The 24,861-nt window shown below is 67.9% G+C and carries 27 protein-coding genes; 10 read left to right on the top strand and 17 right to left on the bottom strand.

Annotated features, from left to right (window positions below):
• Positions 1-54 precede the first annotated feature (54 nt).
• From rplS to ACVK00_RS18165, 3 genes are all read left to right on the top strand, one after another.
• Positions 55-447, top strand: coding sequence for a 50S ribosomal protein L19 (rplS, locus tag ACVK00_RS18175; protein ID WP_006761288.1), 393 nt, complete (start codon positions 55-57; stop codon positions 445-447).
• An 86-nt stretch (positions 448-533) separates the two neighbouring features.
• Positions 534-1,220 carry a CoA pyrophosphatase gene (locus tag ACVK00_RS18170; RefSeq protein ID WP_228907133.1) on the top strand — a complete coding sequence of 229 codons (687 nt, stop codon included), beginning with the start codon at positions 534-536 and terminating at the stop codon, positions 1,218-1,220.
• Between the two features lie 120 nt (positions 1,221-1,340).
• Entirely contained in the window at positions 1,341-2,279 is a 939-nt protein-coding gene (locus ACVK00_RS18165) for a CobD/CbiB family protein (RefSeq protein WP_228907134.1), read from the top strand.
• Between the two features lie 77 nt (positions 2,280-2,356).
• Here the strand turns inward: ACVK00_RS18165 and ACVK00_RS18160 are convergent, their stop codons facing one another.
• Genes ACVK00_RS18160 through ACVK00_RS18150 form a run of 3 tightly spaced genes read right to left on the bottom strand, consistent with a single transcriptional unit; the run spans position 2,357 to position 4,924 of the window.
• A complete protein-coding gene (locus ACVK00_RS18160) occupies positions 2,357-2,674 on the bottom strand; it encodes a DUF2007 domain-containing protein (RefSeq protein WP_228907135.1) in 318 nt (105 codons plus the stop codon).
• Between the two features lie 52 nt (positions 2,675-2,726).
• The gene (gene rsgA, locus ACVK00_RS18155) at positions 2,727-3,668 is read right to left on the bottom strand and encodes a ribosome small subunit-dependent GTPase A (protein ID WP_284900665.1); all 942 of its coding nucleotides are present in this window, start codon (positions 3,666-3,668) and stop codon (positions 2,727-2,729) included.
• The gene (locus tag ACVK00_RS18150; protein WP_284900667.1) at positions 3,665-4,924 is read right to left on the bottom strand and encodes a M48 family metallopeptidase; all 1,260 of its coding nucleotides are present in this window, start codon (positions 4,922-4,924) and stop codon (positions 3,665-3,667) included. Before ACVK00_RS18150 ends, rsgA begins: the two co-directional genes overlap by 4 nt.
• 99 nt (positions 4,925-5,023) lie before the next feature.
• Between ACVK00_RS18150 and orn the strand changes: the two genes are divergently transcribed.
• Positions 5,024-5,644 (top strand): oligoribonuclease, encoded by a 621-nt coding sequence (orn, locus tag ACVK00_RS18145; protein WP_057928086.1) that lies wholly within the window; start codon positions 5,024-5,026, stop codon positions 5,642-5,644.
• A gap of 34 nt (positions 5,645-5,678) precedes the next feature.
• Here orn and mog read toward each other — a convergent pair whose 3' ends face one another.
• Both mog and yjgA read right to left on the bottom strand, forming a co-directional pair.
• Positions 5,679-6,287 (bottom strand): molybdopterin adenylyltransferase, encoded by a 609-nt coding sequence (gene mog, locus ACVK00_RS18140; RefSeq protein WP_175843116.1) that lies wholly within the window; start codon positions 6,285-6,287, stop codon positions 5,679-5,681.
• Positions 6,271-6,873, bottom strand: a complete 603-nt coding sequence (yjgA, locus tag ACVK00_RS18135) for a ribosome biogenesis factor YjgA (protein WP_279607027.1) — start codon at positions 6,871-6,873, stop codon at positions 6,271-6,273. Before yjgA ends, mog begins: the two co-directional genes overlap by 17 nt.
• Positions 6,874-7,000: 127 nt before the next feature.
• Here yjgA and pmbA point away from each other — a divergent pair, with 127 nt between their 5' ends.
• Entirely contained in the window at positions 7,001-8,371 is a 1,371-nt protein-coding gene (pmbA, locus tag ACVK00_RS18130; RefSeq protein WP_166722823.1) for a metalloprotease PmbA, read from the top strand.
• A gap of 84 nt (positions 8,372-8,455) precedes the next feature.
• Here pmbA and ACVK00_RS18125 read toward each other — a convergent pair whose 3' ends face one another.
• Together ACVK00_RS18125 and ACVK00_RS18120 are read right to left on the bottom strand one after the other, a co-directional pair.
• Positions 8,456-8,956, bottom strand: coding sequence for a dihydrofolate reductase (locus tag ACVK00_RS18125; protein ID WP_006753184.1), 501 nt, complete (start codon positions 8,954-8,956; stop codon positions 8,456-8,458).
• 294 nt (positions 8,957-9,250) lie between these two features.
• Positions 9,251-9,589 carry a hypothetical protein gene (locus ACVK00_RS18120; RefSeq protein WP_284900674.1) on the bottom strand — a complete coding sequence of 113 codons (339 nt, stop codon included), beginning with the start codon at positions 9,587-9,589 and terminating at the stop codon, positions 9,251-9,253.
• A 503-nt stretch (positions 9,590-10,092) separates the two neighbouring features.
• Between ACVK00_RS18120 and ACVK00_RS18115 the strand changes: the two genes are divergently transcribed.
• The gene (locus ACVK00_RS18115) at positions 10,093-11,490 is read left to right on the top strand and encodes a sigma-54 dependent transcriptional regulator (protein WP_228907141.1); all 1,398 of its coding nucleotides are present in this window, start codon (positions 10,093-10,095) and stop codon (positions 11,488-11,490) included.
• Positions 11,491-11,532: 42 nt separating this feature from the next.
• On the top strand, positions 11,533-12,504 hold the full coding sequence (locus ACVK00_RS18110) for a thymidylate synthase (protein ID WP_006753187.1): 972 nt from the start codon (positions 11,533-11,535) through the stop codon (positions 12,502-12,504).
• Between the two features lie 107 nt (positions 12,505-12,611).
• Here the strand turns inward: ACVK00_RS18110 and ACVK00_RS18105 are convergent, their stop codons facing one another.
• On the bottom strand, positions 12,612-15,152 hold the full coding sequence (locus tag ACVK00_RS18105) for a DUF6600 domain-containing protein (protein ID WP_284900677.1): 2,541 nt from the start codon (positions 15,150-15,152) through the stop codon (positions 12,612-12,614).
• A gap of 162 nt (positions 15,153-15,314) precedes the next feature.
• Positions 15,315-16,022 (bottom strand): ArsR/SmtB family transcription factor, encoded by a 708-nt coding sequence (locus ACVK00_RS18100; protein WP_228907143.1) that lies wholly within the window; start codon positions 16,020-16,022, stop codon positions 15,315-15,317.
• 176 nt (positions 16,023-16,198) lie between these two features.
• Here ACVK00_RS18100 and ACVK00_RS18095 point away from each other — a divergent pair, with 176 nt between their 5' ends.
• Both ACVK00_RS18095 and ACVK00_RS18090 read left to right on the top strand, forming a co-directional pair.
• Entirely contained in the window at positions 16,199-16,339 is a 141-nt protein-coding gene (locus tag ACVK00_RS18095) for a hypothetical protein (protein WP_006753078.1), read from the top strand.
• A 144-nt stretch (positions 16,340-16,483) separates the two neighbouring features.
• The gene (locus ACVK00_RS18090; RefSeq protein ID WP_006753077.1) at positions 16,484-16,996 is read left to right on the top strand and encodes an acyl-CoA thioesterase; all 513 of its coding nucleotides are present in this window, start codon (positions 16,484-16,486) and stop codon (positions 16,994-16,996) included.
• Between the two features lie 57 nt (positions 16,997-17,053).
• Here ACVK00_RS18090 and fumC read toward each other — a convergent pair whose 3' ends face one another.
• From fumC to ACVK00_RS18075, 3 genes are all read right to left on the bottom strand, one after another.
• Positions 17,054-18,448, bottom strand: coding sequence for a class II fumarate hydratase (fumC, locus tag ACVK00_RS18085; protein ID WP_175701829.1), 1,395 nt, complete (start codon positions 18,446-18,448; stop codon positions 17,054-17,056).
• A 151-nt stretch (positions 18,449-18,599) separates the two neighbouring features.
• Complete coding sequence (gene norM, locus ACVK00_RS18080; protein WP_284900682.1) at positions 18,600-19,988, bottom strand: multidrug efflux MATE transporter NorM; 1,389 nt, start codon at positions 19,986-19,988, stop codon at positions 18,600-18,602.
• A gap of 128 nt (positions 19,989-20,116) precedes the next feature.
• A complete protein-coding gene (locus ACVK00_RS18075) occupies positions 20,117-20,335 on the bottom strand; it encodes an RNA-binding S4 domain-containing protein (protein WP_006753074.1) in 219 nt (72 codons plus the stop codon).
• 286 nt (positions 20,336-20,621) lie between these two features.
• On the opposite strand from ACVK00_RS18075, the gene ACVK00_RS18070 reads away from it, so the two are divergent.
• Entirely contained in the window at positions 20,622-21,032 is a 411-nt protein-coding gene (locus ACVK00_RS18070) for a hypothetical protein (RefSeq protein WP_166725227.1), read from the top strand.
• Positions 21,033-21,149: 117 nt separating this feature from the next.
• Here the strand turns inward: ACVK00_RS18070 and ACVK00_RS18065 are convergent, their stop codons facing one another.
• The 5 genes from ACVK00_RS18065 to ACVK00_RS18045 form a co-directional block, all read right to left on the bottom strand.
• Positions 21,150-21,926 (bottom strand): DUF4088 family protein, encoded by a 777-nt coding sequence (locus ACVK00_RS18065; protein ID WP_228907609.1) that lies wholly within the window; start codon positions 21,924-21,926, stop codon positions 21,150-21,152.
• Positions 21,927-22,083: 157 nt separating this feature from the next.
• Positions 22,084-22,422, bottom strand: a complete 339-nt coding sequence (locus ACVK00_RS18060) for an AzlD domain-containing protein (protein WP_012363382.1) — start codon at positions 22,420-22,422, stop codon at positions 22,084-22,086.
• The gene (locus ACVK00_RS18055) at positions 22,419-23,192 is read right to left on the bottom strand and encodes an AzlC family ABC transporter permease (RefSeq protein ID WP_228907146.1); all 774 of its coding nucleotides are present in this window, start codon (positions 23,190-23,192) and stop codon (positions 22,419-22,421) included. The genes ACVK00_RS18060 and ACVK00_RS18055 overlap by 4 nt, the downstream gene beginning before the upstream one ends.
• Positions 23,193-23,312: 120 nt before the next feature.
• Positions 23,313-24,233 (bottom strand): AraC family transcriptional regulator, encoded by a 921-nt coding sequence (locus ACVK00_RS18050; RefSeq protein WP_284900687.1) that lies wholly within the window; start codon positions 24,231-24,233, stop codon positions 23,313-23,315.
• A 60-nt stretch (positions 24,234-24,293) separates the two neighbouring features.
• Positions 24,294-24,779: a CreA family protein gene (locus ACVK00_RS18045; RefSeq protein ID WP_006753068.1), complete on the bottom strand. Its 486-nt coding sequence runs from the start codon at positions 24,777-24,779 to the stop codon at positions 24,294-24,296.
• Between the last annotated feature and the right edge of the window lie 82 nt (positions 24,780-24,861).

The raw sequence follows: 24,861 nt of genomic DNA, 5'->3' as shown, positions 1-24,861 counted from the left end.
AGGCCTGGAAGCAGGCGGGCGCAAACGCCGACAAGATGGCTTTAGGAGTCAGTGATGAATCTGATTGCAAAACTTGAGCAGGAAGAGATCGAGCGCGCGCTCGCCGGCAAGACGATCCCCGAATTCGCCCCGGGCGACACGGTGATCGTGAACGTGAACGTGGTTGAAGGTACCCGCAAGCGCGTTCAGGCTTACGAAGGCGTCGTGATCGCGATTCGCAACCGTGGCCTGAACTCGAACTTCATCGTCCGCAAGATTTCGTCGGGCGAAGGCGTCGAGCGTACGTTCCAGACCTACTCGCCGCTGCTGGCGAGCATCGTCGTCAAGCGTCGCGGTGATGTGCGTCGTGCGAAGCTGTACTACCTGCGCGAGCGTTCGGGCAAGTCGGCTCGAATCAAGGAAAAGCTGGTGTCGAAGGATCGCACCGCAGCAGCTTCCCAAGAGTAAGAGCTGTAAGGAAAAAGCACCCTCCCGGGTGCTTTTTTCATTCTGGCGCGACAATATGCTCGATACGTCACGAACCGAGAGTCCCATTGAATCGCCGCCCCATCGTTGATCCCGAAGTGCTGCCGGTCGAAGGCACCGGCGCCGGCCTGCCGTCCATCGATGCACGCCTGATGACGCCGCCCGGGCTGCGCGAACGTTTCGCGCGCACGCTCGAATGGAACGTCGAGCCCGGCGAGGCTCGCCTGGTGGAGGGCGTCGATCCGCGCAGCGCCGCCGTCCTCATACCGCTCGTGGTTCGCGAGAGCGGCCTCACAGTGCTGCTGACCCAGCGCGCCGATCACCTGAACGACCATGCCGGACAGATCAGCTTCCCCGGCGGCCGTCGCGAGTCGTACGATCGCGATGCGACGGCGACCGCGTTGCGCGAGGCGAAGGAAGAAATCGGACTGGCGGCCGAACGGGTGGAGATTCTCGGTGCGCTGCCCGACTACCTGACGGGTACCGGCTTCTGCGTGACGCCCGTCGTGGGGCTCGTGCATCCGCCATTCACCGTGCAGGCCGACGCGTTCGAAGTCGCCGAGATTTTCGAGGTGCCGCTCGCGTTCCTGATGAGTCCCGCGAACCACCAGGTGCGCGTGTTCCGCTGGGAAGGCGGCGAGCGTCGTTTTTTTGCGATGCCCTATCCGAATGGAGAATCGGCCGGGCATTACTTCATCTGGGGCGCAACTGCCGGCATGTTGCGCAATCTGTACCGCTTCTTGGCAGCCGGATAGCATCCCGCCCGATCGTGCCCACGCGGCCGGCTCGCGGCCCGTCGCGCCAGCAGCCATGCGTCGCTTACGCTGTGCTATCGTTATGCAAAAAATGACATAACTCGGAAGACGGCGCCACGCATGACTTTCTTTTCGGTTCTCCTCGCTCTCATCATCGAACAGGTCCGCGCGTTGTCGCCAAGCAATCCGGTGTTCGCGCTGTTCCAGTTTCATGCGGAAACCGTCGCGCATGGCCTCGACGCTGGCAAGCAAAAGCATGGCGTGCTCGCTTGGCTCGCAGTCGTGCTGCCGTGGGTGCTGGTCGTCGCGCTGATCTACTTCCTGCTGTACAAGGTGAGCTTCGTGCTCGCGTTCATCTGGAACGTCGTCGTCGTCTACTTCACGCTCGGCTTCCGCCAGTTCAGCCACTACTTCACCGATATCCATCTCGCGCTCAACAACGACGACGTGCCGCGCGCCCGCGAAATCCTGCACGAATGGACAGGCCTCGACACGGTCGACATGCCGGTCGGTGAAATCGTCCGCCATACGCTGATTCATGCGGTCGTTGCGTCGCATCGCCACGTGTTCGGCGTGTTCTTCTGGTATGTGCTGCCGATCGGTCCGGCAGGCGCCGTGCTGTATCGCATCTCCGAATATCTTGCGCGCAGCTGGTCGACGCCGGGCGACGATCGCACGGCCGCGTTCTCGACGTTCGCGCAGCGGGCGTTCTTCGTGATCGACTGGATTCCGTCGCGGTTGACCGCGCTCGGCTTCGCGATCGTCGGCAACTTCGAGGATGCAATCTACGCGTGGCGCAATCACACGCGCCAGTGGCCCGACCCGAACGACGGCGTGCTGCTCGCGGCCGGTAGCGGCGCGCTCGGCGCGCGCCTCGCGGGGCCGCTCGCGGAACCGTCGAGCCTCGACGCGCTGGCGGTCGGCGACAGCGGTCCGTTGACGGTGGGTGACGATTGCACGCCGCGCACGCTGCAGTCGGCGGTCGGCCTGGTGTGGCGCGCCGTGATCCTGTGGATGATCCTGCTGTTGATGCTGACGCTGGCGGTCTGGGTATCGTGACGCGCTCGCCCGGCGCCCGATGAAATGACAAGGCCGGCTCGATGCCGGCCTTTTTGCTGTGCGTCAGGTCAATCCGGTCAGTCGTCGAGCGGATCGCGCACGGCGCCGCATTGCCAGCAGGCGGTGAACTGGGCCTCGAGTGCCTCGCCGCACTGCCGGCAGCGCCATGACGCGGCGCCGGCCGATGGGCCGTGTGACGCCGCATCGAGAAGCCGCCGCGCGAGCGCATCGTCGCGCTCGTCGTCGAGCCACAGTTCGGGCGCGCATGCGTCGGCGGGCAGGCCGCCGAGCGCACCGGGCGCGTAGCAGTTGTGCAGCTCGCAACCGATGCCGGCCACCTGCAGCACGTTCGCCCAATGCTGCGCAGTGGCGAGATCGGGGGCCTTGAAACGCATCGCGGCTCCTGTCGGTGAAGGCCGGCCCGGCCGCCTTCTGCCCGCCGTGCGGTCAGCGGACGATCTGGCTGGCCTCGTGCACGAGTTGCGCGTAAAGCGCATGCCGCGACGGCGCAATGCGGCCGTCGGCCACGGCGTCGAGAATCGCGCAGCCGGGCTCGTGCAGATGATGACAATTATAGAAACGGCAGTCCGCCAGCAGCGGGCGGAATTCCGGAAACGCGCGCTCGAGGCGCCCTTCCGTCAGGTGATACAGGCCGAATTCCTGGAAACCCGGCGAATCGATCAGCGCGCCGCCGCCTTCGAGCGGGTAGAGGCGCGTGAATGTCGTCGTGTGGCGGCCGCTGTTGAGCGCGGCCGAGATTTCGCGGGTCGCGGCCTCGGCATCGGGCACGAGCAGGTTCACGAGCGTCGACTTGCCCATCCCGGACTGACCGAGCAGGATCGTCGAGTGCCCGGCCAGATGGGGCATCAGCTGCGCGCGCGCATCGTCGGGCGAGCCCTTCACCGACAGTTCGAGGACGTCGTAGCCGAGCGCGCGGTAGGGCGCCAGGCGCTCGCGGGCGACCGGCAGCGCGGCTTCGACGTCGATCTTGTTCAGCACGACGAGCGGCTTCAGTTCGTTCGCTTCGGCCGCGATCAGCGCGCGGCCGAGCAGATCCTCGCTGAAATAGGGCTCGGTCGCGAGCACGATCAGCAGCTGGTCGAGGTTGGCCGCGAACAGCTTCGACTTGAACTGGTCGGAGCGGTACAGAAGGTTGCGCCGCTCGCCGATCTCGACGATCACGCCCTGGTCGGCCGATGCCTGTTCGTACACGACGCGGTCGCCGACCGCGATCTCGCTTTTCTTGCCGCGCGGGAAGCACTGCAGCATCGAGCCGCCGTCGTCGGGCGCGACGATGTAGTGGCGACCGTGCGCCGCGATCACGCGGCCTTCGACACGCTGCGCGCCCGATGCGCGCGGGGCCGGCTTGCGGGAGGTCGGCCGGCTCATGCGTGCTGCATCAGGCGATCGATCCGCTGCGACGCAGGCGGATGCGAGTAGTAGAAGGCCGTATAGACGGGGTCGGGCGTGAGCGTCGACGCGTTGTCTTCGTAGAGCTTCACGAGCGCGCTGACGAGATCGTGGGCGTCGGTCTGGCTGGCCGCGAACGCGTCGGCCTCGAATTCATGCTTGCGCGACGTGAGGCTGCTGAACGGCGTCGCGAAGAACAGGAACACGGGGATCGCGAGGAAGAACAGCACGAGCGCGGCGCCCGCGTTGCTCGTGTCGAGCGACGGCGTGACGCCGAGCCCCGTGTAGAACCACGTGCGCTGCGCGAGCCAGCCGAGCAGCGCGAGCAGCACGAGGCTCAGCACGAACGACACGAGCATCCGCTTCATCACGTGGCGGCGCTTGAAGTGGCCGAGTTCGTGCGCGAGCACGGCCTCGATTTCCTCGCCGGACAGTCGCGCGAGCAGCGTATCGAAGAATACGATCCGCTTCGATGCGCCGAAGCCCGTGAAGTACGCGTTGCCGTGCGCGGAACGGCGGCTGCCGTCCATCACGAACAGGCCCTTCGCCGCGAAGCCGCACCGTTTCATCAGCGCCTCGATGCGCGCGCGCAGCGCTTCGTCCTTCAGCGGTTCGAACTTGTTGAAGATCGGCGCGATGAAGGTCGGGTAGATCAGCAGGACGAGCATCTGGAACGCGACCCAGACGATCCAGGTCCACAGCCACCACAGGCTGCCGGTCTGGTTCATCAGCCACAGCACGACGAACAGCAGCGGCAGGCCGAGCACCGCGCCGAGCAGCGTGTTTTTCAGCATGTCGGTGAAGAACAGGCGCTTGGTCATCCGGTTGAAGCCGAACCGCTGTTCGATCCCGAACTGGCGGTAATACTCGAACGGCACGTCGATCACGCTCGTGATCACGAGCACGGCGGCGACGAGCGCGACCTGCTGCCCGTAGCCGCGGCCGAACCAGCCCGTCAGCAGCGTGTCGAGCGCGCCGACCCCGCCGAGCAGCGTAAGGCCGACCAGCACGGCCGCGCTCACGACGATCTCGAGCATCGCCAGCCGCGTGCGCTCGACCGTGTAGTCGGCCGCGCGCTGGTGGGCGGTCAGCGGAATGGTGGCGCTGAACTGCGCGGGCACGCCGTTGCGGTGTGCGGCGACGAAGCGGATCTGTCGCGACGCGAGCCACAGCTTGGTGACGACCATCGCGAGCACGGCGATCGCGAACAGCAGGGTGAACGAAAAGGGTGACATCGAAGGCGCCAAAGGGTTCTATGCGAGAATTATATGTTCTTGCGGACCGGGCCCGCTCACGCGATGCCGCCCGGCGTCCGCCATTTTCCAGGATGACTCATGACCGATACCGCCGCTTCCGCCAGCCAGCCCGCGCTCGTGCGCAACGAGTTGAACCTCGTCTGGCTCGACATGGAGATGACGGGCCTCGACCCGGATAACGACCGCATCATCGAAATCGCGGTCGTCGTGACCAATTCCACGCTCGACATCGCGGTGGAAGGCCCCGTGTTCGCGATCCACCAGAGCGACGAAACGCTCGCGAAGATGGACGACTGGAACAAGTCGACGCACGGCCGTTCGGGGCTGATCGACCGCGTGCGCGCGTCGACCGTGACCGAGGCGGACGCCGCCGCGCAGCTGCAGGCGTTCCTCGCGCAGTACGTGTCGCCCGGCAAGTCGCCGATGTGCGGCAACTCGATCTGCCAGGATCGCCGCTTCATGGCGCGCTGGATGCCGGAATTCGAGCGGTTCTTCCACTACCGCAACCTGGACGTCAGCACGCTCAAGGAGCTGTGCCGCCGCTGGCAGCCCGCGATCTACAAGGGTTTTCAGAAGCGCGCGATGCATACGGCGCTCGCGGACATCCACGAATCGATCGACGAGCTGAAGTACTACCGCGAGCATTTCCTGATTCCGGCCGCGTCGGCGCCGGCAGGCGAGTCCGCGCCGGCCGCCTGAGCGGGCCGGCACGCGCTCGGCGCCCGATACACGCTCAGCGCCGCGCGCTCTTCGGCCGAAACGCCGCGACCACCGCGGCGTCGGTCTCGATGTACGGGCCGCCGATCAGGTCGATGCAGTAGGGCACCGCGGCGAAGATGCCGGGCACGGTCGACTTGCCGTCGGCGTCGCGCAGCCCTTCGAGCGTTTCCCGGATCGACTTCGGCTGGCCGGGCAGGTTGATGATCAGCGCCGCGTGGTCGGCCGTCTCGCGGATCACCGCGACTTGCCGCGACAGGATCGCGGTCGGCACGAAATTCAGGCTGATCTGCCGCATCTGTTCGCCGAATCCCGGCATTTCCTTCGTTGCCACGGCCAGCGTGGCTTCCGGCGTCACGTCGCGGCGCGCGGGGCCGGTGCCGCCGGTCGTCAGCACCAGATCGCAGCCGGCGACGTCGACGAGTTCGGCCAGCGTGGCGGAGATCGTCGGCGCGTCGTCCTGGATCAGGCGCGTTTCGGCGCGCCACGGCGAGACCAGCGTGCCGGCGAGCCACTCCTGCAGCGCCGGAATGCCCTTGTCCTCGTAGACGCCCGTGCTGGCGCGATCGCTGATCGACACGAGGCCGACGACGAGTTCGTCCGGGTGGTTACGCTTCGTCGTCATGGTCGTCCCCAGCCTCGTCGGCCGCTTCGTCATCCCCGCCGGGCGTCCCGCTCGCGGTCTTGATCCACTGGAACAGCTCGCGGAAATAGCGCGGCGGCTTGCCTTGCTGGGCTTCCTTGCGCGCGTTGCGGATCAGCGTGCGGCCTTCCTGGATGTCGGCTTCGGGGTGCTGGCGGAGGAATTCGGTCAGCGCGTCGTCGTTGGCGAGCAACTGGTCGCGCGTACGCTCGATCCAGTGCAGGCGGGCCGTTGCGGCCTTGTTCACGCCGCGCTGCGCGTCGAGCGCGGTGCGCAGCGCGGCCGTCTCGTCGTCGGTCAGCGTGCGCATCACGCGGCCGACGTACTGGAGCTGGCGGCGCTTGCCTTCGTGATCGGTGATCCGGCGCGCCTCGCGAACGGCGTCCGACAGACTTTCGGGCATCGGCATGCGTTTCAGCGCGTCTTTCGGCAGATCGACGAGCGCCTGGCCGAGCACCTGCAGCTCGTGCATTTCGCGCTTCAGTTGGGATTTGCTGGGGCGATCGTAGCCATTGTCGTCGACTTCGGCGGCATGCTCGATCGGCTGGATTCGGGTTTTGCGTGTCATGGGCGGCATTGTATCGCGGTGCGGACACCCCAAGCTTGTCTGTGCCCGGCCCCGGACCTTGCTATGATCGCGGGATACGTAACATTTTGACCATGCGGGCGCCCGCCCGCCACCGGATACCAAGACGATGGCAGCCAATCTCGACGTACAAGCGCGCTATTTCCCGCACACGCAGGACCAGCTCAAAGAAATTGCCTCGGACATCCTCCGCCACGCGAAGGCGCTCGGCGCGACGGACGCCGCCACCGAAATCTCCGAAGGCGACGGCCTGTCGGTGTCGGTGCGCCGCGGCGAGGTCGAGACGATCGAACACAACCGCGACAAGATGGTCGGCGTGACGGTGTTCATCGGCAAGAAGCGCGGCAACGCGAGCACGTCGGACTTCTCGCCGGCCGCGATCAAGGATACCGTCGCTGCCGCGTACAACATCGCGCGCTTCACGGCAGAGGACGACGCGGCCGGTCTCGCCGAGGCCGAGCTGCTCGAAACCGACCCGCGCGACCTCGACCTTTATCACCCGTGGGCGCTGACGGCCGACGAGGCCGTCGAGCTCGCCCGCCGCGCGGAAGACGCCGCGTTCGCGGTCAGCCCGCAGATCCGCAACTCGGAAGGCGCGAGCGTGTCGGCGCAGCATTCGCAGTTCGTGCTCGCGACGTCGCGCGGCTTTCTCGCCGGTTATCCGTACTCGCGCCACTACATCGCATGCGCGCCGATCGCGGGCAGCGGTCGCCACATGCAGCGCGACGACTGGTATTCGTCGAAGCGCAGCGCGGTCGATCTCGCAGCGCCGGAAGCCGTCGGGCGCTACGCAGCCGAGCGTGCGCTCGCGCGGATGGGCGCGCGCCGTCTCGACACCCGCAAGGTACCCGTGCTCTTCGAGGCACCGCTCGCGGCCGGCCTGCTCGGCGCGTTCGTGCAGGCCGTCAGCGGTGGCGCGCTGTACCGCAAGACGTCGTTCCTCGTCGACAGCCTCGGCAAGCCGGTGTTCGCACCGCACGTCCAGGTCGTCGAGGATCCGCACGTGCCGCGCGCGATGGGCAGCGCGCCGTTCGACGAAGAGGGCGTGCGCACGCGTGCGCGCAGCGTCGTCAAGGATGGTGTCGTCGAAGGCTACTTCCTGTCGACCTATTCGGCGCGCAAGCTCGGCACGAAGACGACCGGCAACGCGGGCGGCTCGCACAACCTCGCGCTGCGCAGCTCGGACACGCAGCCGGGCGACGACTTCGACGCAATGCTGAAGAAGCTCGGCACGGGCCTGCTGCTGACCGAGCTGATGGGGCAGGGCGTGAACTACGTGACCGGCGACTATTCGCGCGGTGCGGCCGGCTTCTGGGTCGAGAACGGCGTGATCCAGTATCCGGTCGAGGAAATCACCGTCGCGAGCACGCTGCAGGAGATGTTCCGGCATATCGTCGCGATCGGCGCGGATTCGATCGTGCGCGGGACGAAGGAAACGGGCTCGGTGCTGATCGAGCAGATGACGATCGCCGGGCAGTAAGCGGCGCGGCATCGGCCGCCAGGATACGAAAAAGCCCGACCGGCGCGAGCCGGTCGGGCTTTTTTATCGCGTGCCGCGTGTCAGTCAGTCGCGCTTGCGCGCGTAGACGACGAACGCATAGCCGAAGGTGTTCGGCGCGGCCGCCTGATGCGGTTCGCGCGACACTTCGTGCCAGTGCGCGGGATCGGGCGCCGGGAACGACGCATCGCCGTCGAAGTCCGCATCGATCTCGGTGACGATCAGCTTGTCGGCGAGCGCGAGGCCTTCCGCATAGAGCTGCGCACCGCCGATCAGGAATGCTTCGGCCGCTCCGTCACGCGCGGCGAGCGCGAGCGCGTCGGCGAGCGACGTGACGGTGTCGCAGCCGTCGAAGCGGCGCGCTGCGTCGCGCGTGACGACGATGTTGCGGCGCCCCGGCAGCGGCCGGCCGATCGACTCGTGGGTCTTGCGGCCCATCACGATCGGTGCGCCCATCGTCGTGCGCTTGAAGAATGCGAGGTCCTCGGGAAGTTTCCAGGGCAACTGGTTGTCGCGGCCGATGATGCCGTTGCGGGCACGCGCGACGATCAGGGTCAACGTCGTCATGAAGGTCGGGGAAGAGGAGAACCGGAATGGCGCCGATTCTACCGGAACGGCGGCGCGCGCCGGCGTCGATGCGGATGCGCCGTTCCGGCGCGTGCGCACATCGTCGCTGCTCGCGACGATGTGCGGCTTTCGCATTGCGACGTCCTGAATAAAAAGAGTGCCCGCCGGGGGACGGACACGAAAACGGTTCGCGTCGATATGTCGACGATACCGGGCGCGATCGGCATGGTCCGCTGCGCATCAATTCAATATGGCATCCTGATCAAATTTCGGGTGTGCGATATCGCGTGCGTATCATTGAACGATGCCGTTGCGGGCATGTCCTGCCATCGCTTGCTGCGCGTTGTCGGGCCGCGGCGCGGGGATCGGCACTGGCACCGGCACCGGCGGCGGAGACCGCGGGGCGATTTCGTCCCACAGCGTCACCGATGCCTTGTCGGCCGAATACGGTTGCGGCACCGTCACGGGGACGATGCCGAAGCCGTTGTCCCGTTGCATGCTCGATGCACTGTCGACGAGCAGCGTCGCGTGTGCGGGCGTCACGCTTTCGTCTGCACGTATCGACATGAACGGGAGCGCGGCGAAGAGCGCAAACGTTGTCTGCAAGAAGGTAAGCAAAATGAGTTTGCGCATGGTCGCTTGCTCCGATCTGTCATGAATTCAGCGAAATACATGCCATCGCGCCACAAGCGTTGTCCCGCCTGCGATTCACGCGCGGGCGTTGTGAGTCGCGATCGAAAGTGCCGGAAAATGTTTCAGGCTTGAAACGAAGGGGCTCAGGAATACTGCGGATTCAATCGATACGCTTCAAGGATGAAAATCGGCGCGTGTGTCGATGCAAGTACGGGTCGCTACGCATGTTATGTGCAGACGATTGATGAACGTCGACCTCTGAGCGATTCGGCCGCTCGCCCATCTGCGCTGCAATCGATTTGTCGTATTCGGCGCCTATAACTAAGTAAGCTGTCTTGATCAAAAAATAACTGGACGCGAGATAAGCGCCATCATGCGAGGCTCTGTCGTTGCCGCGCATCGGCATGGCGAATCGAGCGGCTTCGGCTGACCCGGTTCGATCCTTTTGCACGTGACTTGGCACGTGGGGCAATCGTTAGACGGTTGATGAACGGGGTGACGATATGGGAGCCGAGCAGCGGCATGTGATCTATTTCTCGCGCGAGCCGAACGACGCGTTGCGCGGGCATTTCGACGAATGCGGATGGTGCGTCGATCTCGCGGAAAGCGCACGCGACGTGAGGCGCGTCGTGCAGCACGGCGTGGCATCCGCCGGCCTGCTCGATTTCTCGCCGGGTTTCAGGCCCGCGGATCTGCGCGAACTCGAAGCGTGTCTGAGCATCCAGCACATCGGCTGGATCGCGGCGACCCGGCGTGGGCAGTTGCAGGACGCCACGTTGCGCCATCTCATTCGTGACTATTGCTTCGACTACGTGACGATGCCGTACGAGACGTCGCGCATCGTCGAGACCGTCGGCCACGCGCACGGCATGATCGCGCTGACCGACCCGGTGGCCTCGCCTGTCGGCGCCGGGCGCGCCGAAGGCGAGATGGTCGGCACCTGCGATGCGATGCTCGGGCTTTTCAGGACGATCCGGCGCGTCGCGACCACCGATGCGCCGGTGTTCATCTCCGGGGAATCGGGTACCGGCAAGGAGCTGACGGCCGTCGCGATTCACGAGCGCTCGGCGCGCGCGCACGAGCCGTTCGTTGCGATCAACTGCGGGGCGATTCCGTCGACGCTGCTGCAAGCCGAACTGTTCGGCTACGAGCGCGGCGCGTTTACGGGCGCGAACCAGCGCAAGATCGGCCGCGTCGAGGCCGCCAACGGCGGTACGCTGTTTCTCGATGAAATCGGCGACCTGCCGCTCGAGAGCCAGGCGAGCCTCCTGCGGTTCCTGCAGGAAGGCAAGATCGAGCGGCTCGGCGCGCATGTATCGGTGCCGGTCGACGTGCGCGTGATCTGCGCGACGCATGTGGACATGGAAACGGCGCTGCGCGAAGGGCGGTTCCGCGAGGACCTGTTCCATCGTCTGTGCGTGCTGAAGATCGAGGAGCCGCCGCTGCGCGCGCGCGGCAAGGATATCGAGGTGCTCGCACGCCACATGCTCGAGCGTTTCAAGGGCGATGCGCATCGTCGCCTGCGCGGCTTCTCTCCGGACGCGATCGCCGCGCTGTACGGCTATTCGTGGCCGGGCAACGTGCGCGAGCTGATCAATCGCGTGCGCCGCGCGATCGTGATGTCGGAGGGCCGGATGATTACCGCGGCCGATCTCGAGCTCCATGAATTCGCGATACTGGCGCCCGTCTCGCTCACCGAGGCGCGGGAAGCGGCCGAGCGGCAGGCGATCGAGCAGGCGCTGCTGCGTCATCGCGGCCGTTTTGCCGATGCGGCGCGCGAACTCGGCGTGTCGCGCGTCACGCTGTACAGGCTGATGTGCGCGCATGGCATGCGCGATCGCGGCGACACGCTGGCAGGGTTTTCGGCGCCGTTGCCGGAGGTTCCGCGTCACGCTTGCTAAAATTGGCGGGTGACGGCCGCCCTCGCGGCCGAAGGAACCCGCATGAAACAGTACCTCGACCTCGTTCGCACCATCCTCGACACCGGCACCTGGCAGGAGAACCGCACGGGCATCCGCACCATCAGCATGCCCGGTGCGATGCTGCGGTTCGACCTGCAGCAGGGCTTCCCGGCCGTGACGACCAAGAAGCTGGCGTTCAAGTCCGCGATCGGCGAACTGGTCGGTTTCCTGCGCGCGTCGCGCAGCGCGGCCGAGTTCCGCGCGCTCGGCTGCAAGGTGTGGGATGCGAACGCGAACGACAACGCGCAGTGGCTCGCGAACCCGTACCGCCAGGGCGTCGATGACCTGGGCGACGTGTACGGCGTGCAATGGCGCCAGTGGCCCGGCTACAAGGTGCTCGACGCGGGCGCCGACGCGCAGATCGCCGACGCGACGCGCCGCGGTTTCCGGGTCGTCACGCGCTTCGACGAGGACGGCGCGCCGAAGGTGCTGCTGTACAAGGCGATCGATCAGTTGCGCCAGTGTCTCGATACGATCATGGAGAACCCGGCCGACCGCCGCATCCTGTTTCACGCATGGAATCCGGCCGTGCTCGACCAGATCGCGCTGCCCGCCTGCCATCTGCTGTACCAGTTCCTGCCGAACGTCACGAAGCGCGAGATTTCGCTGTGCCTGTACATCCGCAGCAACGATGTCGGCCTCGGCACGCCGTTCAACCTGACGGAAGGCGCCGCGCTGCTGGCGCTCGTCGGCCGGCTGACGGGCTACACGCCGCGCTGGTTCACGTATTTCATCGGTGACGCGCACATCTACGAGAACCAGCTCGACATGCTGCAGCAGCAGCTCACGCGCGAGCCGTACGAGAGCCCGCGGCTCGAGATCGCCGAGCGCGTGCCCGATTACGCAAAGACCGGCGTGTATGCACCCGAATGGCTCGAGCAGATCGAGCCGTCCGATTTCTCGCTCGTCGGCTACCGGCACCATGAGCCGCTGACCGCGCCAATGGCGGTCTGAGCACCGGCGTCCGCCGGCGGCGCGGGTGACGCGACCCGCGTCAGGCAGAATGACGAAGGCCCGAACGGCACCCGCCGCTCGGGCCTTTCTGTTTCATCGGGCGACGGTCACTGATGGCGGCGTTCGTCGTGGCCGCCGGGCGGCGGATTGCTCGCGTGCGGCGCCTCGACGTGCGGCGCCGGTTGCGGCCGCGCTTCCATGTGCGGTGCGGGCATCGACGGCCGCGGTTCCGTGCGCGGCGCGGGCATCGATGGCCGCGGCTCCATCCGCGGGGCCTGCGGCTGCGGTCGCGGCATTTCATGCACTGCTGCGGGCGCGGGCGGGCGGTACTCGTTCACGTGCGGCGGGGCGACTTCGCGGTGCGGTACCGGTTGCGCGAATTCGGGGCGCGACTGCGGCGCCGGCGCAGCCCGCTCCGGACGCGGCTGCGCTTGCTGCGCCGGTGCCGAGAAATCGGGGCGCGGACGCGGCTGCGGAATCTGCGCGGTTGTGTCGAGTCGCGGTTGCGGCAGCGCGCGCGGCGTTTCCTGACGGCCGCCGGGTTGCGTTCCGGGCGCGCCTTCCGGATGCGGGACCGGCGCCGCGCTGCGCACGGGCGGCAGCGCATTCTGGCCCGCCGCGTGGAGGGCGCTCGGCGGCGTCGGGCGCTGACGCTCCATCGGCGTGTGCGGCTGCATCCAGGCAGGGGCGGGCGCCGCGGCGGCATGCGCGTTGTCGTGCCGGGTCGGTTCGTTGCCGGCCGTCGGCGGGTGCGGGACGCCATTCCCCGGCCCTAATGCCTGATGCGCAGCCGGATTGCCCGGCGCCTGTGGCGTCGCGCCGTTGGCGAAGCGCGGCGCATTGGGGGCTTCGGCGTTCATCGGTCGCGCGCCATTCGGCACGACAGGCGTCGGCGCGCCCGGCCGTGCAGCCTGTGTGACGGCCGGCTGGCCTTCGTGCGGCGCGTGCGCCGGCTGCACGACGGGGCCGTGCGGATTCACGAGCTGCACGTTGCGCATCGCCCACGCACCGGCTTTCGGATTGCCCGGAACACGGACCGGGCGAGCCGTATAGTCGGCCGGCACGCTGGTTCTCGCGACCGGGGCGCCTGCACCCGGCACGTGTGCACCTTCCCGTGCGAGATGGACGGCCGCCTGATCGCGATACGCGGCCGGCACCGCCGGATTGCGCGTCGCGACGAACGAGTGCTGTCCGATCGCCGCCGGCGGACGGTAGCTGGCCGTGCGCAATCCGCCGTTCAAGCTCTGGCGTACCGGCGCAATGCCGGGCGTGCCAGGCATCACGTGCGCGTTGCGCCACTGCTGCGGATCGACGTGCTGCGAGAAGTGCGCGACCGGCTGGCCGTGCACGAACGCGGACGCCGGCACGGCCGTGATCGCGTGCGGCGCGCGAAAGTTCACGTACGTCTTGTTGATGTTCGTGATGTTGGTGATGTTCGTCACGTTCACGGTCTTGTTCACCGTGACGTTGTTCACCACGATATTCCGGTTCACGCGTTCGTAGTAATGCGGGCTCCAGCCGCCCCAGCCGGGATGCCACGCTTCGCCCGGGCCGAGTGCGAACCATGCGCAGCCGGCTGCGGCGACGCCGCCGACCGTCAGTGCGACGCTCCAGTCGGGGCCGCTGCCGCCGCCCACGAACGCGACCAGCGCCGGTGCATAGGCGGGCGGTTGGCTGACGGCCACCGGGCCGGGCACCCACGCCCAGCTGTCGTCCACATGGGCCCAGCGGCCGTAGTGGTACGGCGCGAAGCCCCACGGTGCATCGTCGACCCAGGTCCAGCCCCACGGCGCCTGCCAGATCCAGTGACCGTCGTGATACGGCGCCCAGTCGGCCGGCCTGTCGTTCGGCACCCAGACCGCACCGTAGTTCGGGGTCTCGCGCCACGTCCCGTTCGCGTCGAGATCCTGGTAGCCGGGAATGTCGCGCGACACGTAGCGGGCCGATACCGAGCGCTGCTCGGCCGCATCGCGGCTGGCGGCCCACTGGTCGAGCACGTCGGGGGCCGGCGCGGCCGATTGTTGCGCGACCTGCAGGTCGGTGCCGGTGAACACGACCTGCTGGCCGGGCGACAGCGGATACTGCCCGTTGCTGCCGTACACGGTCGCGCTGCCGCTGCGCACGGTGACCGTCGTGCTCGCGCCGTTCGGCGCGACATCGACGCGATAGTCGCCGGGGCCCGTGAGGCCGAGCGCGAGATTGGGCGTATCGATTTCGTACGACCCGCCGGGTGGCAGATCGCGCACGTGCGTCGATACGGTGCCGAGCCCGACCTTCAGTTGCGTCGTGGTGTCGTCGAGGTTCAGCACCGACAGGCTCGTCGATTCGCCGAGTCGTACCGCGGTCGAGCCAATGTGCAGCTCGGAGCGCGCGCCGGCGTCGTTCCACAGCTGGTCGCCCGTCGTCAGCGGCCGGTTCACGGCGGCGTATGACCACGTATCGGTGCCGGCCGGCTCCGTCGTCACGGCGCCCGACATGTAGTTGAGCCGGGCGACGCGGCTCGGCGGATCACCGCCCGGTTGCCGGGCGGGGGCCGCATATGGGGCGGCCTGTGTCGCTTGCGCGAATGCGGGAGGCAGGGTCGCCAGCGCGGCGAACACGAGCAGTGTGCAGCGGGCGGTTCGCTTGAGCGTGAACAGGGAGGCCATGTTGAGCGTCTTCGTCGTTATTGCGGCGCGTCGATTCGTGCCGTCCAGTTCACGATATCCGCTCGACCTGTTTCAGTGCGCGGTGTTTTGTAAGTCGAATGGCACGCGATGTAACAAAACCTGTCCATCGCGCGCCGTTGTCGTCCGGTCGCAATGCGCGTGTCAAGCGGACGTAAGCCAGTCGTCGAAAACCTGCCGTCCGGGCACGGTGACCCGCAGCACGCGCGGCCGCGCCGTGCGTTCGATCCAGCCGTGCGCGCAGAAGCTGTCGAGCAGTGCCGCGCCCAGCGCGCCGCCGAGATGCGCGCGCCGCTCGCTCCAGTCGAGGCAGCCGCATGCGAAGCGGCGCCGGCGCGTGCGCTGCTGGGCGACGTCGATGCCCCAGCGCGCGAGTGCTTGCGTGCCGAGCTCGGTGGTCTCGATCGCATCGCCGTCCGCGTGCAGCCAGCCGCGCGCGGTGAGGCCGTCGAAGATGCGGACCGCGAGCTCGCCGGCCATGTGGTCGTAGCAGGTGCGCGCGTAGCGCAGCTCGGCCGGCACCGTGCGCGCCGGCGGCGGCACCGGACGGTTCGGCGCGGCCGCCCGGGCCACGTTCGCGAGCGCTTCGAGCGACGCCGCGATGTCGGCCGACGCGAGTCGGTAGTAGCGGTGCCGGCCGCGCACGTCGAGCGCGAGCAGGCCGCCTTCGGTCAGGCGCGCGAGGTGCGCGCTCGCCGCGGACGGCGACAGCCCCGCGATCATCGTCAGTTCGCCGGCCGGCCGCGCGCTGCCGTCCATCAGCACCCATAGCATCGCGGCGCGTCCCGGATCGGCGATCAGTGCGCCGATCCGGCTCAGGCCCGGAAAGTGGTGGTCGTCTTGATCGGTCATCGTCGTGTCTCGTCAGGCGGAATGACTGCAGTGTAGGTGCTGCGCACATTCGATGTTTCGCGTTCGGATGAAACGTCGGATGCGGCGGGGCGCGTGCGACCGCGGTCGCCGGCCGCACACGCGTAGAATGGCCGCACGCGGCGGCAGTGGGCCGCCGGATGCGACACGATGCAACGATGAAGACGATTTTCTGCCTGTTGGCGGCCGCGCTAGTATGCGCGGCCTGTGCGCAGGGCGGCGCGGGCGCCGCCGGCGAGCGGGGCGGCAGCCTCGAGATGTACGGGACGATCGATCAGGGAATCACGGTGCGCCGCTGACGGGCGCCGTTTTCCGGGCCCGATATCGGGTCACCGCACGGGTGGGCGTGCGGTCGCGGCCGCGCGGCGCCCCCGGCCACGGGTTGCCGCGGTGCAACGTATAATGCGCCGATAGCAGTACCCCCGCCGCCTGGAGTTACCACGATGTCCCCACAGTCCCCCGTGCCGGCCGCCCTGGACCGCACCGAAACCGTATTCCGCTTCCTCGCCGAGCCGTCGTCCGTGAACTTTGGCGGCAAGGTGCACGGCGGCGCGCTGATGAAGTGGATCGACGAGGTCGCGTATGCATGCGCGGCAGTCTGGTCGAGCCGCTATTGCGTGACGGTCAGCGTCGGCAACATCCGCTTCCAGCGTCCAATCCTCGTCGGCAACCTGGTCGAGCTGAAGGCGCGCGTCGTCGCGACGGGCCGCACCAGCATGCACATCCATGTGTCCGTGCATGCCGGCGATCCGAAGGGTGGCGTGCTGCGTCAGACGACCGACTGTCTCGTCGTGTTCGTCGCGGTCGACGAGAACGGCAACCCGGTGCCGGTGCCGCCGTTCGTGCCCGAGACCGACGAGCAGAAGGTGCTCGCGAAATATGCGGCCGACGTGCGCGCCGCGCTCGACAAGATCGTCGAGATGAAGCCCGAGGAAGTGGCGAAGGGCACCGTCTGACGGCAACGGGCGCAGCGTTCGCGCCGCGCCCGTCCGGTCATCGCGTCAGACCCGCGATTACCGCGATCCGATCATCTCTTCGGGTCGCACCCACGCATCGAATTCCGCTTCGGTCAGGTAGCCGAGCGCGAGCGCGGCAGCCTTCAGCGTCGTGCCTTCCTTGTGCGCCTTCTTCGCGATCTGCGCGGCCTTGTCGTAGCCGATGTGCGGATTGAGCGCCGTCACGAGCATCAGCGATTCGTTCAGCAGCAGGTCGATGCGCGCGCGGTTCGGCTCGATGCCCGCCGCGCAGTGGTCGTTGAAGCTTTGCGCGCCGTCGGCGAGCAGCCGCACCGACTGCAGCACGTTGTGCGCGATCATCGGCCGGAACACGTTCAGCTCGAAGTTGCCGCTGGCGCCGCCGACGTTCACGGCGACATCGTTGCCGAACACCTGGCAGCACAGCATCGTCACGGCTTCCGACTGCGTCGGATTCACCTTGCCCGGCATGATCGAGCTGCCCGGCTCGTTTTCCGGAATCGACAGTTCGCCGAGGCCGCAGCGCGGCCCGCTCGCGAGCCAGCGGACGTCGTTGGCAATCTTCATCAGGCCGGCCGCGACCGTCTTCAGCGCGCCGTGCGCGAACACCAGCGCGTCGGCGGCGGCCATCACTTCGAATTTGCTCGGCGCGGTCACGAACGGGAGCTTCGTCAGCCGGCCGATCTCGTCGGCGACGCGCACCGCGAACTCCGGATGCGCGTTCAGCCCGGTGCCGACCGCGGTGCCGCCGAGCGCGAGCTCGTACAGATGCGGCAGCGCCGACTCGACGTGCCGGACGCCCTGGTCGAGTTGCGCGACATAGCCGGAAAATTCCTGCCCGAGCGTGAGCGGCGTCGCGTCCTGCAGGTGCGTGCGGCCGATCTTCACGATGTCGGCGAAGGCCTTCGACTTCGCGTCGAGCGTCGTGCGCAGCGTGCGCAGCGCGGGCAGCAGGTGGTTGACGATCGCATATGCGGCCGCGATGTGCATCGCGGTGGGGAACACGTCGTTCGACGACTGGCCGCGGTTCACGTCGTCGTTCGGGTGGACCTTGCGCGCTTCGCCGCGCTCGCCGCCGAGCAGCTCGCTCGCCCGGTTCGCGATCACCTCGTTGAGGTTCATGTTGGTCTGCGTGCCGGAGCCGGTCTGCCACACGGCGAGCGGGAATTCACGCGGATGCTTGCCCGCGATGATCTCGTCGGCCGCGTCGATGATCGCGCGCGCCTTGTCGTCGGCCAGCACGCCGAGCGACTGGTTCACGGCGGCCGCGGCGCGCTTGACGATCGCGAGCGCGTGGATCAGCTCGGGCGACTGCTTCTCCGTCGAGATCCGGAAATTCTGCAGCGAGCGCTCGGTCTGCGCGCCCCAGAGCCGGTCGGCCGGCACGGCGATCTCGCCGAATGTGTCGCGTTCCATCCGAACTGCTTCGTTCATGATGCACTCCTCCTGGGAAGGGGAAAGGCCGCGCGTCGCGCGGCGTCGGGCGTATCGTGAGGCAGGCGCGCCGCTGGCGCGGCGTCTTGGGTCTTCAGCCGACAAGCATAGCGCCGGCCGCGAATTTGCGTCGTGTCGTGCCGTGTCGCGCTCAGCGCGCCGACGCGATGAGCGACGCGGTCTTCATGTGAAACCGGCAGGCCATCAGCACGGCGACACTGGCGAGGCCGGCCGCGAGCCCCCACCACAGGCCGCGTGCGCCGAGGCCCGCGTGGAACGCCAGCCAGTAACCGGTCGGGAAGCCGACGCCCCAGTAGCCGAGGGTTGCCGCGAGCATCGGGATGCGCGTATCCCGCAGCCCGCGCAGCGCGCCCGACGCGACGGTCTGCATCCCGTCCACGATCTGGAACACCGCAGCGATGCCCAGCAGCGACGCGGCAAGCGACACGGTCGCCGCGTTGGCCGGGTCGTCGAGGTGCAGGTACAGGCCGACGATCGCATGCGGCGCGACGATCAGCACGAACCCCGACAGCGACATGAATGCGACGCCGAGGCCAAGCGCGACGAAGCCCGCGTGCCGTGCGGCGACCGGCTCGCCGGCACCGACCCAGTAACCGACCCGTACGTTCGCGGCCTGGCCGATCGCGAGCGGCACCATGAACGCCAGCGATGCGACATTCAGCGCGATCTGGTGCGCGGCGAGCGACGTCGCGCCGAGCACGCCGACGGTCAGGCCCGTGGCGAGAAACAGCGTCGATTCGACCCCGTACGTGATCGCCACCGGCCAGCCGATGCCGATCAGCTCGCCCATCACGGGCAGTTTCGGGCGGGCGGCGGTCACGAAATGGCGGAACCGCTCGCGGCCGTGCAGCAGCCAGATCAGCGCGAGCGCGGTCAGCCAGATCGTGATGGTCGTCGCGACCGCGGAGCCGAGGAAGCCGAGCTTCGGCAAGCCGAATGCGCCGTGGATCAGCCCGTAATTCAGCACGGCGTTGACCCCGACGCCGCCGATCGAGACCCACAGCAGCCGCCGCGCGGCGCCGATCGCGGGGAGAAAGGCGCGCATCAGCCCGACGCCGATCAGGCTGCCGAGCGCTGCGAACCGCAGGATGCCGGTGTATTCGCCGACGTGATGCGCGAGCGTCGGCGGCTCGTGGAACATCAGCAGGATCGGTTCGGACAGCGACAGCGCGACGATCGCCGGAATCGCGAGCAGCAACGACAGCACGAAGCCGGTCCAGTAGATGTGCGGCACGCGGTGTTCCGCCTGCGCGCCGCGCGCATGCGCGACGCTCACGCTGACCGACGACAGCACGCCCTGCAGCACGGTCACGATGACGAAGAAGTAGTTCGCGCCGAGGCCGCCCGCCGCGAGCGAATCGGGGCCGAGCGAGCCGAGCAGCACCGTGTCGGTGACGCTCATCGCCATCTGCGAGAGCTGCGCGATTGCGAGCGGCGCGGCGAGGCGCGCGGTATCGGCGGCATGACTGGACAGGGACGGCGGCGCGGCGGCCGTCCGCGTAAGACCGGAATGCGACATGGAATGGGCGCTCGCGCGGGTGCGGGCCCGCGCTGTCTGTATTTATTTTGAGAGACGGCTAGCTTACGGCTTTATTCGAACGCTGTCGAACGCGCGCGCCGATGGCCATGTCACGGTCAGGGGAACCGCTATGCGTCGTGAACCGCGATCCGCGTATCGCCGAACAGCACCACCTGGCCCGCGCGGATCTTGCAGGTCTTGCGCAGCTCGACCACGCCGTCGACTTTCACCGCGCCGGACGCGACGAACATCTTCGCGGTGCCGCCGCTGTCCGCGAGACCGGTGATCTTGAGAAGGTTGTGCAGTTCGACGTATTCGCCGGTCAGCGTGAAATCCAGATTGGGCATGACGAAGGAAGCGCGCGATGCGCGGGAGGAATCGCCCCGCATCATACGGCACCGCGGCCCGGCGCGCGAGCGCGGGCGTTCGCGCAGGTTCGCACGGGGTTCGCGTGCAGTTGTTAAGGACTGTGAGCGATTCGTCAGCAAATGAAACGGTGGGTAACAGTCTGAGAGATTCGAGAACCGGGCGTGCGGCTCGCGGGTCTTTTGTCGTACCTGCTGCGTGTTGCGGCAGGGGACGCGACGGAGCGTATCGATGTGCTCCGCGCCACAACTCTTGAGGAGGATGGACATGTCCAAGATTCGTACGATGCTGATCGGTGCCGCGCTGACGGCGTTCGCAACTTCGGCCGCATTTGCGCAGACGGGCGTCGCGGCACAGGGTGCCGCAGGCGCCGGCGTGCAGACGCAGGCCCCGGCAGCAGGGGCAGGCGCCGGCGCGGGTATGCAGGGTGGCGCCGGCATGAATGCGTCGGGTAATGCGGTCGGTGGCGCGACGGATGCGGTCGGTGCGGCAGCCGACGGCGCGCAGGATACGGCGGCGTCGTCGGTCCATTCGGCCAAGAAGCACGCGAAGCATGCGACGAAGTCGGCCAAGCACCAGGCCCGCTCGACGAAGTCGAAGGTAGGCGACGAGGCGGTCGAAGGCGGTGCGTCGATGGGTGTGCAGGGCGGTGCATCGGCGTCGGGCGCCACGCAGTAAGCGGCGCCCGACCGTCGCACGACGCTCGCCCCGGACGGCGCGTCGTGACGGCGATCGAACGGCGGCCCGGTTCGCTTCGCGCGAACCGGGCCGTTCTTCATTCGTGGGGGCGGCCCGTCATGGCCGGCGCTGTTCCTGCCCCGGTCCGTGCGCCGGTCGCGTGGCGGACGGCGCGAACACGCTGCGCAGCCACGCGGCAAGCCGCGCGAATACGTCGTACGGTTCCTCGATGAAGATCTCGGGCTTCAGGAGCCGCAGGTATTCCATGATCTGCTGCGCTTCCTGTTTCTGGAACGAACCGTGCGCGAGCCCGAGCCGCAGCAGGCCGCGCAATTCGCCCAGCTTGTCGCGCGCGGCGCTGCCGACACTCATCTCGCACGCGAGCTTGGCCTCGTAGATGCGTTGGCGCAGCGATTCCGCGAGCCGCCACGCGGGCGTCTGCATCATTTCCTCGAGCGCCTGGATATCGTGCACCGCGCTCTTGATCTGCGCCGCGAGCGGATCGACCAGCGACGCGTCGCCCTGCGCTTCGGCGACGATCGCCTTGGCCCAGTCGCGGCACGCCTTCGCGAGCTCGTCGGGTGTCCATTCGGCGCGCGACGCGAAGCCGAAGCCGAATTCGCCGGCCTGCCGCATCAGGATCGCGACGACGTCCGGGAATTCCTTGTCGAGCGTGCGCTTCGCCCACGCGTACTGGCCGCCTTCGAGCATCCGCTGCACGGCATGCTCGGTCAGCGGCACCATGTTGTCGAGCAGCTTGGCGCGCAGGAAATCCTCGAACGACGGCGTCGCGAACTGCGGGTCGAGTTTCAGCGATACGCGTACGAACGCGTCGTAGTCCTTGCGCAAGGACGCAAGCGTGTCGTCCTTGAGGGAAAGGGTGATCTGGCCCATGAATCGTCTCGATGGCGGCCCGCGCGTGCTGGCGCCCGGCGCCGTGCACCGGTACGGGCGCAGCGTCGACGGACCGTTCGCGCCGAGGCTGTGGCGGGTCTTCATTCCCTATATCGGCACGCCGGACGGAAACTTGAGCGCGGCCGGCGACGTCCGCTCAGGCCGGCAGCCAGTGCGGCATCACGATCCCTTGCCAGAAGAAGAACACCGCGAGCCCGACCGCGATCGTCACGAGCGGCCGGCGCGTCGTCGCCGACACAAGCACCGCGGCGAGCGCGCCGACGAGCTGTGGGTTGCGCCAGGTCAGCTCCGCCGTGCCGCCGTGCGGAGAGACGGTCATCGGCACGATGATCGCGGTCAGCACGGTGACGGGCACGAAGCCGAGCGCGGTCCGCACGAGCGGCGGGAAGGTCAGCCGCTCGCCGAACAGGAACAGCGTCGTCCGGATCGCATAGGTGATCGCGGCCATTCCGAGGATCAGCAGCGCGTAGCTCACGATGCGGCCTCCGTGCGTGAACCGGTGCGCGAGCGCTCGTGCCTCACCGTGAGCGCGACACCGACGACGACGCCGGCGGCGACCGCGCCCAGTAACCCGAGCTTGTACGGCCAGCCCTGCCAGAAGTAGGCGAGCGTGCCGGCCGTCGCGGCGGCCGCGAAATAGCGCAGCTTGCCGAGCTGGGGGACGACGATCGCGATGAAGGTCGCCGCCATCGCGAAATCGAGGCCGAGCGACTGGAGGCCCGGGAAGGCCGCGCCGAAGCCGATGCCCGCAAGCGTCCAGACCTGCCAGTTCAGGTACATCGCGAGGCCCGAACCGAAGAAGTAGTGGGGGCCGATCGCACCGGGCGGGAAGTGCCGGTAGTGTGCGTAGGCGACCGCGAACACCTCGTCGGTCAGCAGCGCGCCGAGCGTCGCGCGCCAGCGCAGCGGCAGGTGCGCAACGTACGGCGCGAGCGTCGCGCTGTACAGCAGGTGACGCAGGTTCACGATCAGCGTCGTCGCGAGCACGACGACGAAGCTCGCGCTGCCGGCGATCAGGCCGAGCGCGATGAACTGCGCGGAGCCCGCGAACACCGCGAGCGACATCAGCGCGCCGTGCCATGCGGCCAGCGGCCCGCCGCCGACGAGCGTGCCGAAGATCACGCCGAACGGCGCCGCGCCGATCATCATCGGGATCGTGTCGCGCGCGCCGTCGAGCCATTCGTTGAACGGACGGCGAGGCGGGGGCGACGGCGTGGATGGGGGATTCAAGGGACGCTTCTCCATGACACCGAGGATAGCGGGCCGATGCCTTGACGGCTTGTATGTTCTTGCGCCCGCGGGTGCTGGCGGCGCAATCCGCGTGCCGGTTGCCGCGGGTGGTCGATGCAGGGCGGGGCGGGCGCGTCAGCGCGCCTGCCAGCGGCCGGGCGGTACGCCGAACATCCGTTTGAAATGTCGCGTGAAGTGACTCTGGTCGACGAAGCCGCTGGCCGCGGCGACATCGGCAATCGACACGCCCGCGCGCAACGGCGCGAGCGCACGCTGCAGCCGCAACTGGTTGCGCCACGCATGCGGCGGCATCCCGGTCGTGCGGGTGAACAGCCGTGCTGCGTGAAACGGCGACAGGCCGGCGGCCTGCGCGACGTCGTCGAGCGTGACCGGGCACGTGAGATCGGCGGCGAGCCGTTCGCGCATCACCTCGACGCGCGGCTCGTCGGCTGCGAGCACCGCGGGCTGCAGCCGCGCGTCGGCATGGCGCGCGATCAATGTCGACAGCGCATCGAGCATTGCCGTTTCGGCGGCGAGCGGATCGTAAATGCGCGGCGCACCGGCTGTCGGCGCGCCGGCCGTCAGAACGTCATCGGCCGGCTGGTCGCTCGGGTGGGCGGCGGACGGTATGCGTTCGCTCCCAGCCTCCATCATCCGGTGGGCCAGCGCGAGCCGCGCCGCGAGATCGGGGTCGCGAATCACGTCGGACGGGAACCACGGCGCATCCTGCGGCCGACCGGCGATCGTGCTGGCGAGTGCGCGAATGTAGTCGACCGGCACGTAGCTCACGCGATAGCACCAGCCTTCGTCGGTCGCGCGCGAGCCCGTGTGCACTTCTCCGGGATTGATCACGGGCACGGTGCCGGTTTCGGCGACATGGCCGCTGCCGCGACAGGTGTAGCGCTCCGCACCCTCGAGGATCACGGGAATCGTGTATGCGTCGTGCCAGTGCGGCGCGAACGCGTGGTTGCGATAGGTGGCCGTGAGCAGATCCGCATCCGGCAGCAGCGGCGTGCGCCAGTAGCGTGCGGCGTCGGGAAGGCGGGTGGCGGACATGGTCGGGCGCGGAGCGGTCGAATGGGTAGTGTAGCGCTCGCACACCCGACAGGCGCGGGCTTACTTGACCGGAATCGTCGTGCCCGCTGGCATCGGCACTGCAGTCACGGCGTTCTTGGGGCTGCCGCTGACGATGCGATCGCTGTAGGTCAGGTAGACGAGCGTGTTGCGCTTCTTGTCGACGACTCGCACGACATGCAGCGTCTTGAAGATGAACGACATCCGCTCGCTGAACACGTCGGTCTGCTGCTTGAGCGGCTCCTTGAAGCTGAGCGGGCCGACTTGCCGGCACGCGATCGATGCTTCGCTCGGATCCTCCGCGACGCCGAGCGTGCCCTTGATCCCGCCGGTGCGCGCCCGCGACACGTAGCAGGTGACGCCCGCCACGAGCGGATCGTCGTACGCTTCGACGACCACGCGGTCGGAGCCCGTCACGCGGAAATGGGTGTTGACGCTGCCGACTTCCTCCGCGTGCGCGAGCGGCGCGGCGGCAAAGGCGGAGAGCAGCAGGGCGAACGGCAAGGCGGAAAGGAGGCGGTGCTTCATCGACGGAACCGGATGCGATTGCGGGACAAAGACTCTAGCATGCGCGGCGGTGACCGGCGGGCGCCGGAAAAACAAAAGGCCC

It is taken from the genome of Burkholderia sp. PvR073, assembly GCF_054055695.1.
The sequence above is the reverse complement of the archived record's forward strand: the minus strand, read 5'-3'. Positions and strand labels throughout refer to the sequence as shown.

What these genes read in the sequence shown, in the direction of transcription:
- ACVK00_RS18115 (WP_228907141.1), top strand. Translation starts at nt 10,093, where the DNA reads ATGGGAGCCGAGCAGCGGCATGTGATCTATTTCTCGCGCGAGCCGAAC.
- ACVK00_RS18125 (WP_006753184.1), bottom strand. Translation starts at nt 8,956, where the DNA reads ATGACGACGTTGACCCTGATCGTCGCGCGTGCCCGCAACGGCATCATC.
- ACVK00_RS18095 (WP_006753078.1), top strand. Translation starts at nt 16,199, where the DNA reads ATGAAGACGATTTTCTGCCTGTTGGCGGCCGCGCTAGTATGCGCGGCC.
- ACVK00_RS18105 (WP_284900677.1), bottom strand. Translation starts at nt 15,152, where the DNA reads ATGGCCTCCCTGTTCACGCTCAAGCGAACCGCCCGCTGCACACTGCTC.
- fumC (WP_175701829.1), bottom strand. Translation starts at nt 18,448, where the DNA reads ATGAACGAAGCAGTTCGGATGGAACGCGACACATTCGGCGAGATCGCC.
- rsgA (WP_284900665.1), bottom strand. Translation starts at nt 3,668, where the DNA reads ATGAGCCGGCCGACCTCCCGCAAGCCGGCCCCGCGCGCATCGGGCGCG.
- pmbA (WP_166722823.1), top strand. Translation starts at nt 7,001, where the DNA reads ATGGCAGCCAATCTCGACGTACAAGCGCGCTATTTCCCGCACACGCAG.
- ACVK00_RS18065 (WP_228907609.1), bottom strand. Translation starts at nt 21,926, where the DNA reads ATGGGCCAGATCACCCTTTCCCTCAAGGACGACACGCTTGCGTCCTTG.
- mog (WP_175843116.1), bottom strand. Translation starts at nt 6,287, where the DNA reads ATGACGACGAAGCGTAACCACCCGGACGAACTCGTCGTCGGCCTCGTG.
- rplS (WP_006761288.1), top strand. Translation starts at nt 55, where the DNA reads ATGAATCTGATTGCAAAACTTGAGCAGGAAGAGATCGAGCGCGCGCTC.
- ACVK00_RS18090 (WP_006753077.1), top strand. Translation starts at nt 16,484, where the DNA reads ATGTCCCCACAGTCCCCCGTGCCGGCCGCCCTGGACCGCACCGAAACC.
- ACVK00_RS18165 (WP_228907134.1), top strand. Translation starts at nt 1,341, where the DNA reads ATGACTTTCTTTTCGGTTCTCCTCGCTCTCATCATCGAACAGGTCCGC.
- ACVK00_RS18150 (WP_284900667.1), bottom strand. Translation starts at nt 4,924, where the DNA reads ATGTCACCCTTTTCGTTCACCCTGCTGTTCGCGATCGCCGTGCTCGCG.
- norM (WP_284900682.1), bottom strand. Translation starts at nt 19,988, where the DNA reads ATGTCGCATTCCGGTCTTACGCGGACGGCCGCCGCGCCGCCGTCCCTG.
- ACVK00_RS18055 (WP_228907146.1), bottom strand. Translation starts at nt 23,192, where the DNA reads ATGGAGAAGCGTCCCTTGAATCCCCCATCCACGCCGTCGCCCCCGCCT.
- ACVK00_RS18110 (WP_006753187.1), top strand. Translation starts at nt 11,533, where the DNA reads ATGAAACAGTACCTCGACCTCGTTCGCACCATCCTCGACACCGGCACC.
- ACVK00_RS18075 (WP_006753074.1), bottom strand. Translation starts at nt 20,335, where the DNA reads ATGCCCAATCTGGATTTCACGCTGACCGGCGAATACGTCGAACTGCAC.
- ACVK00_RS18160 (WP_228907135.1), bottom strand. Translation starts at nt 2,674, where the DNA reads ATGCGTTTCAAGGCCCCCGATCTCGCCACTGCGCAGCATTGGGCGAAC.
- ACVK00_RS18070 (WP_166725227.1), top strand. Translation starts at nt 20,622, where the DNA reads ATGTCCAAGATTCGTACGATGCTGATCGGTGCCGCGCTGACGGCGTTC.
- orn (WP_057928086.1), top strand. Translation starts at nt 5,024, where the DNA reads ATGACCGATACCGCCGCTTCCGCCAGCCAGCCCGCGCTCGTGCGCAAC.
- ACVK00_RS18120 (WP_284900674.1), bottom strand. Translation starts at nt 9,589, where the DNA reads ATGCGCAAACTCATTTTGCTTACCTTCTTGCAGACAACGTTTGCGCTC.
- ACVK00_RS18045 (WP_006753068.1), bottom strand. Translation starts at nt 24,779, where the DNA reads ATGAAGCACCGCCTCCTTTCCGCCTTGCCGTTCGCCCTGCTGCTCTCC.
- yjgA (WP_279607027.1), bottom strand. Translation starts at nt 6,873, where the DNA reads ATGACACGCAAAACCCGAATCCAGCCGATCGAGCATGCCGCCGAAGTC.
- ACVK00_RS18050 (WP_284900687.1), bottom strand. Translation starts at nt 24,233, where the DNA reads ATGTCCGCCACCCGCCTTCCCGACGCCGCACGCTACTGGCGCACGCCG.
- ACVK00_RS18100 (WP_228907143.1), bottom strand. Translation starts at nt 16,022, where the DNA reads ATGACCGATCAAGACGACCACCACTTTCCGGGCCTGAGCCGGATCGGC.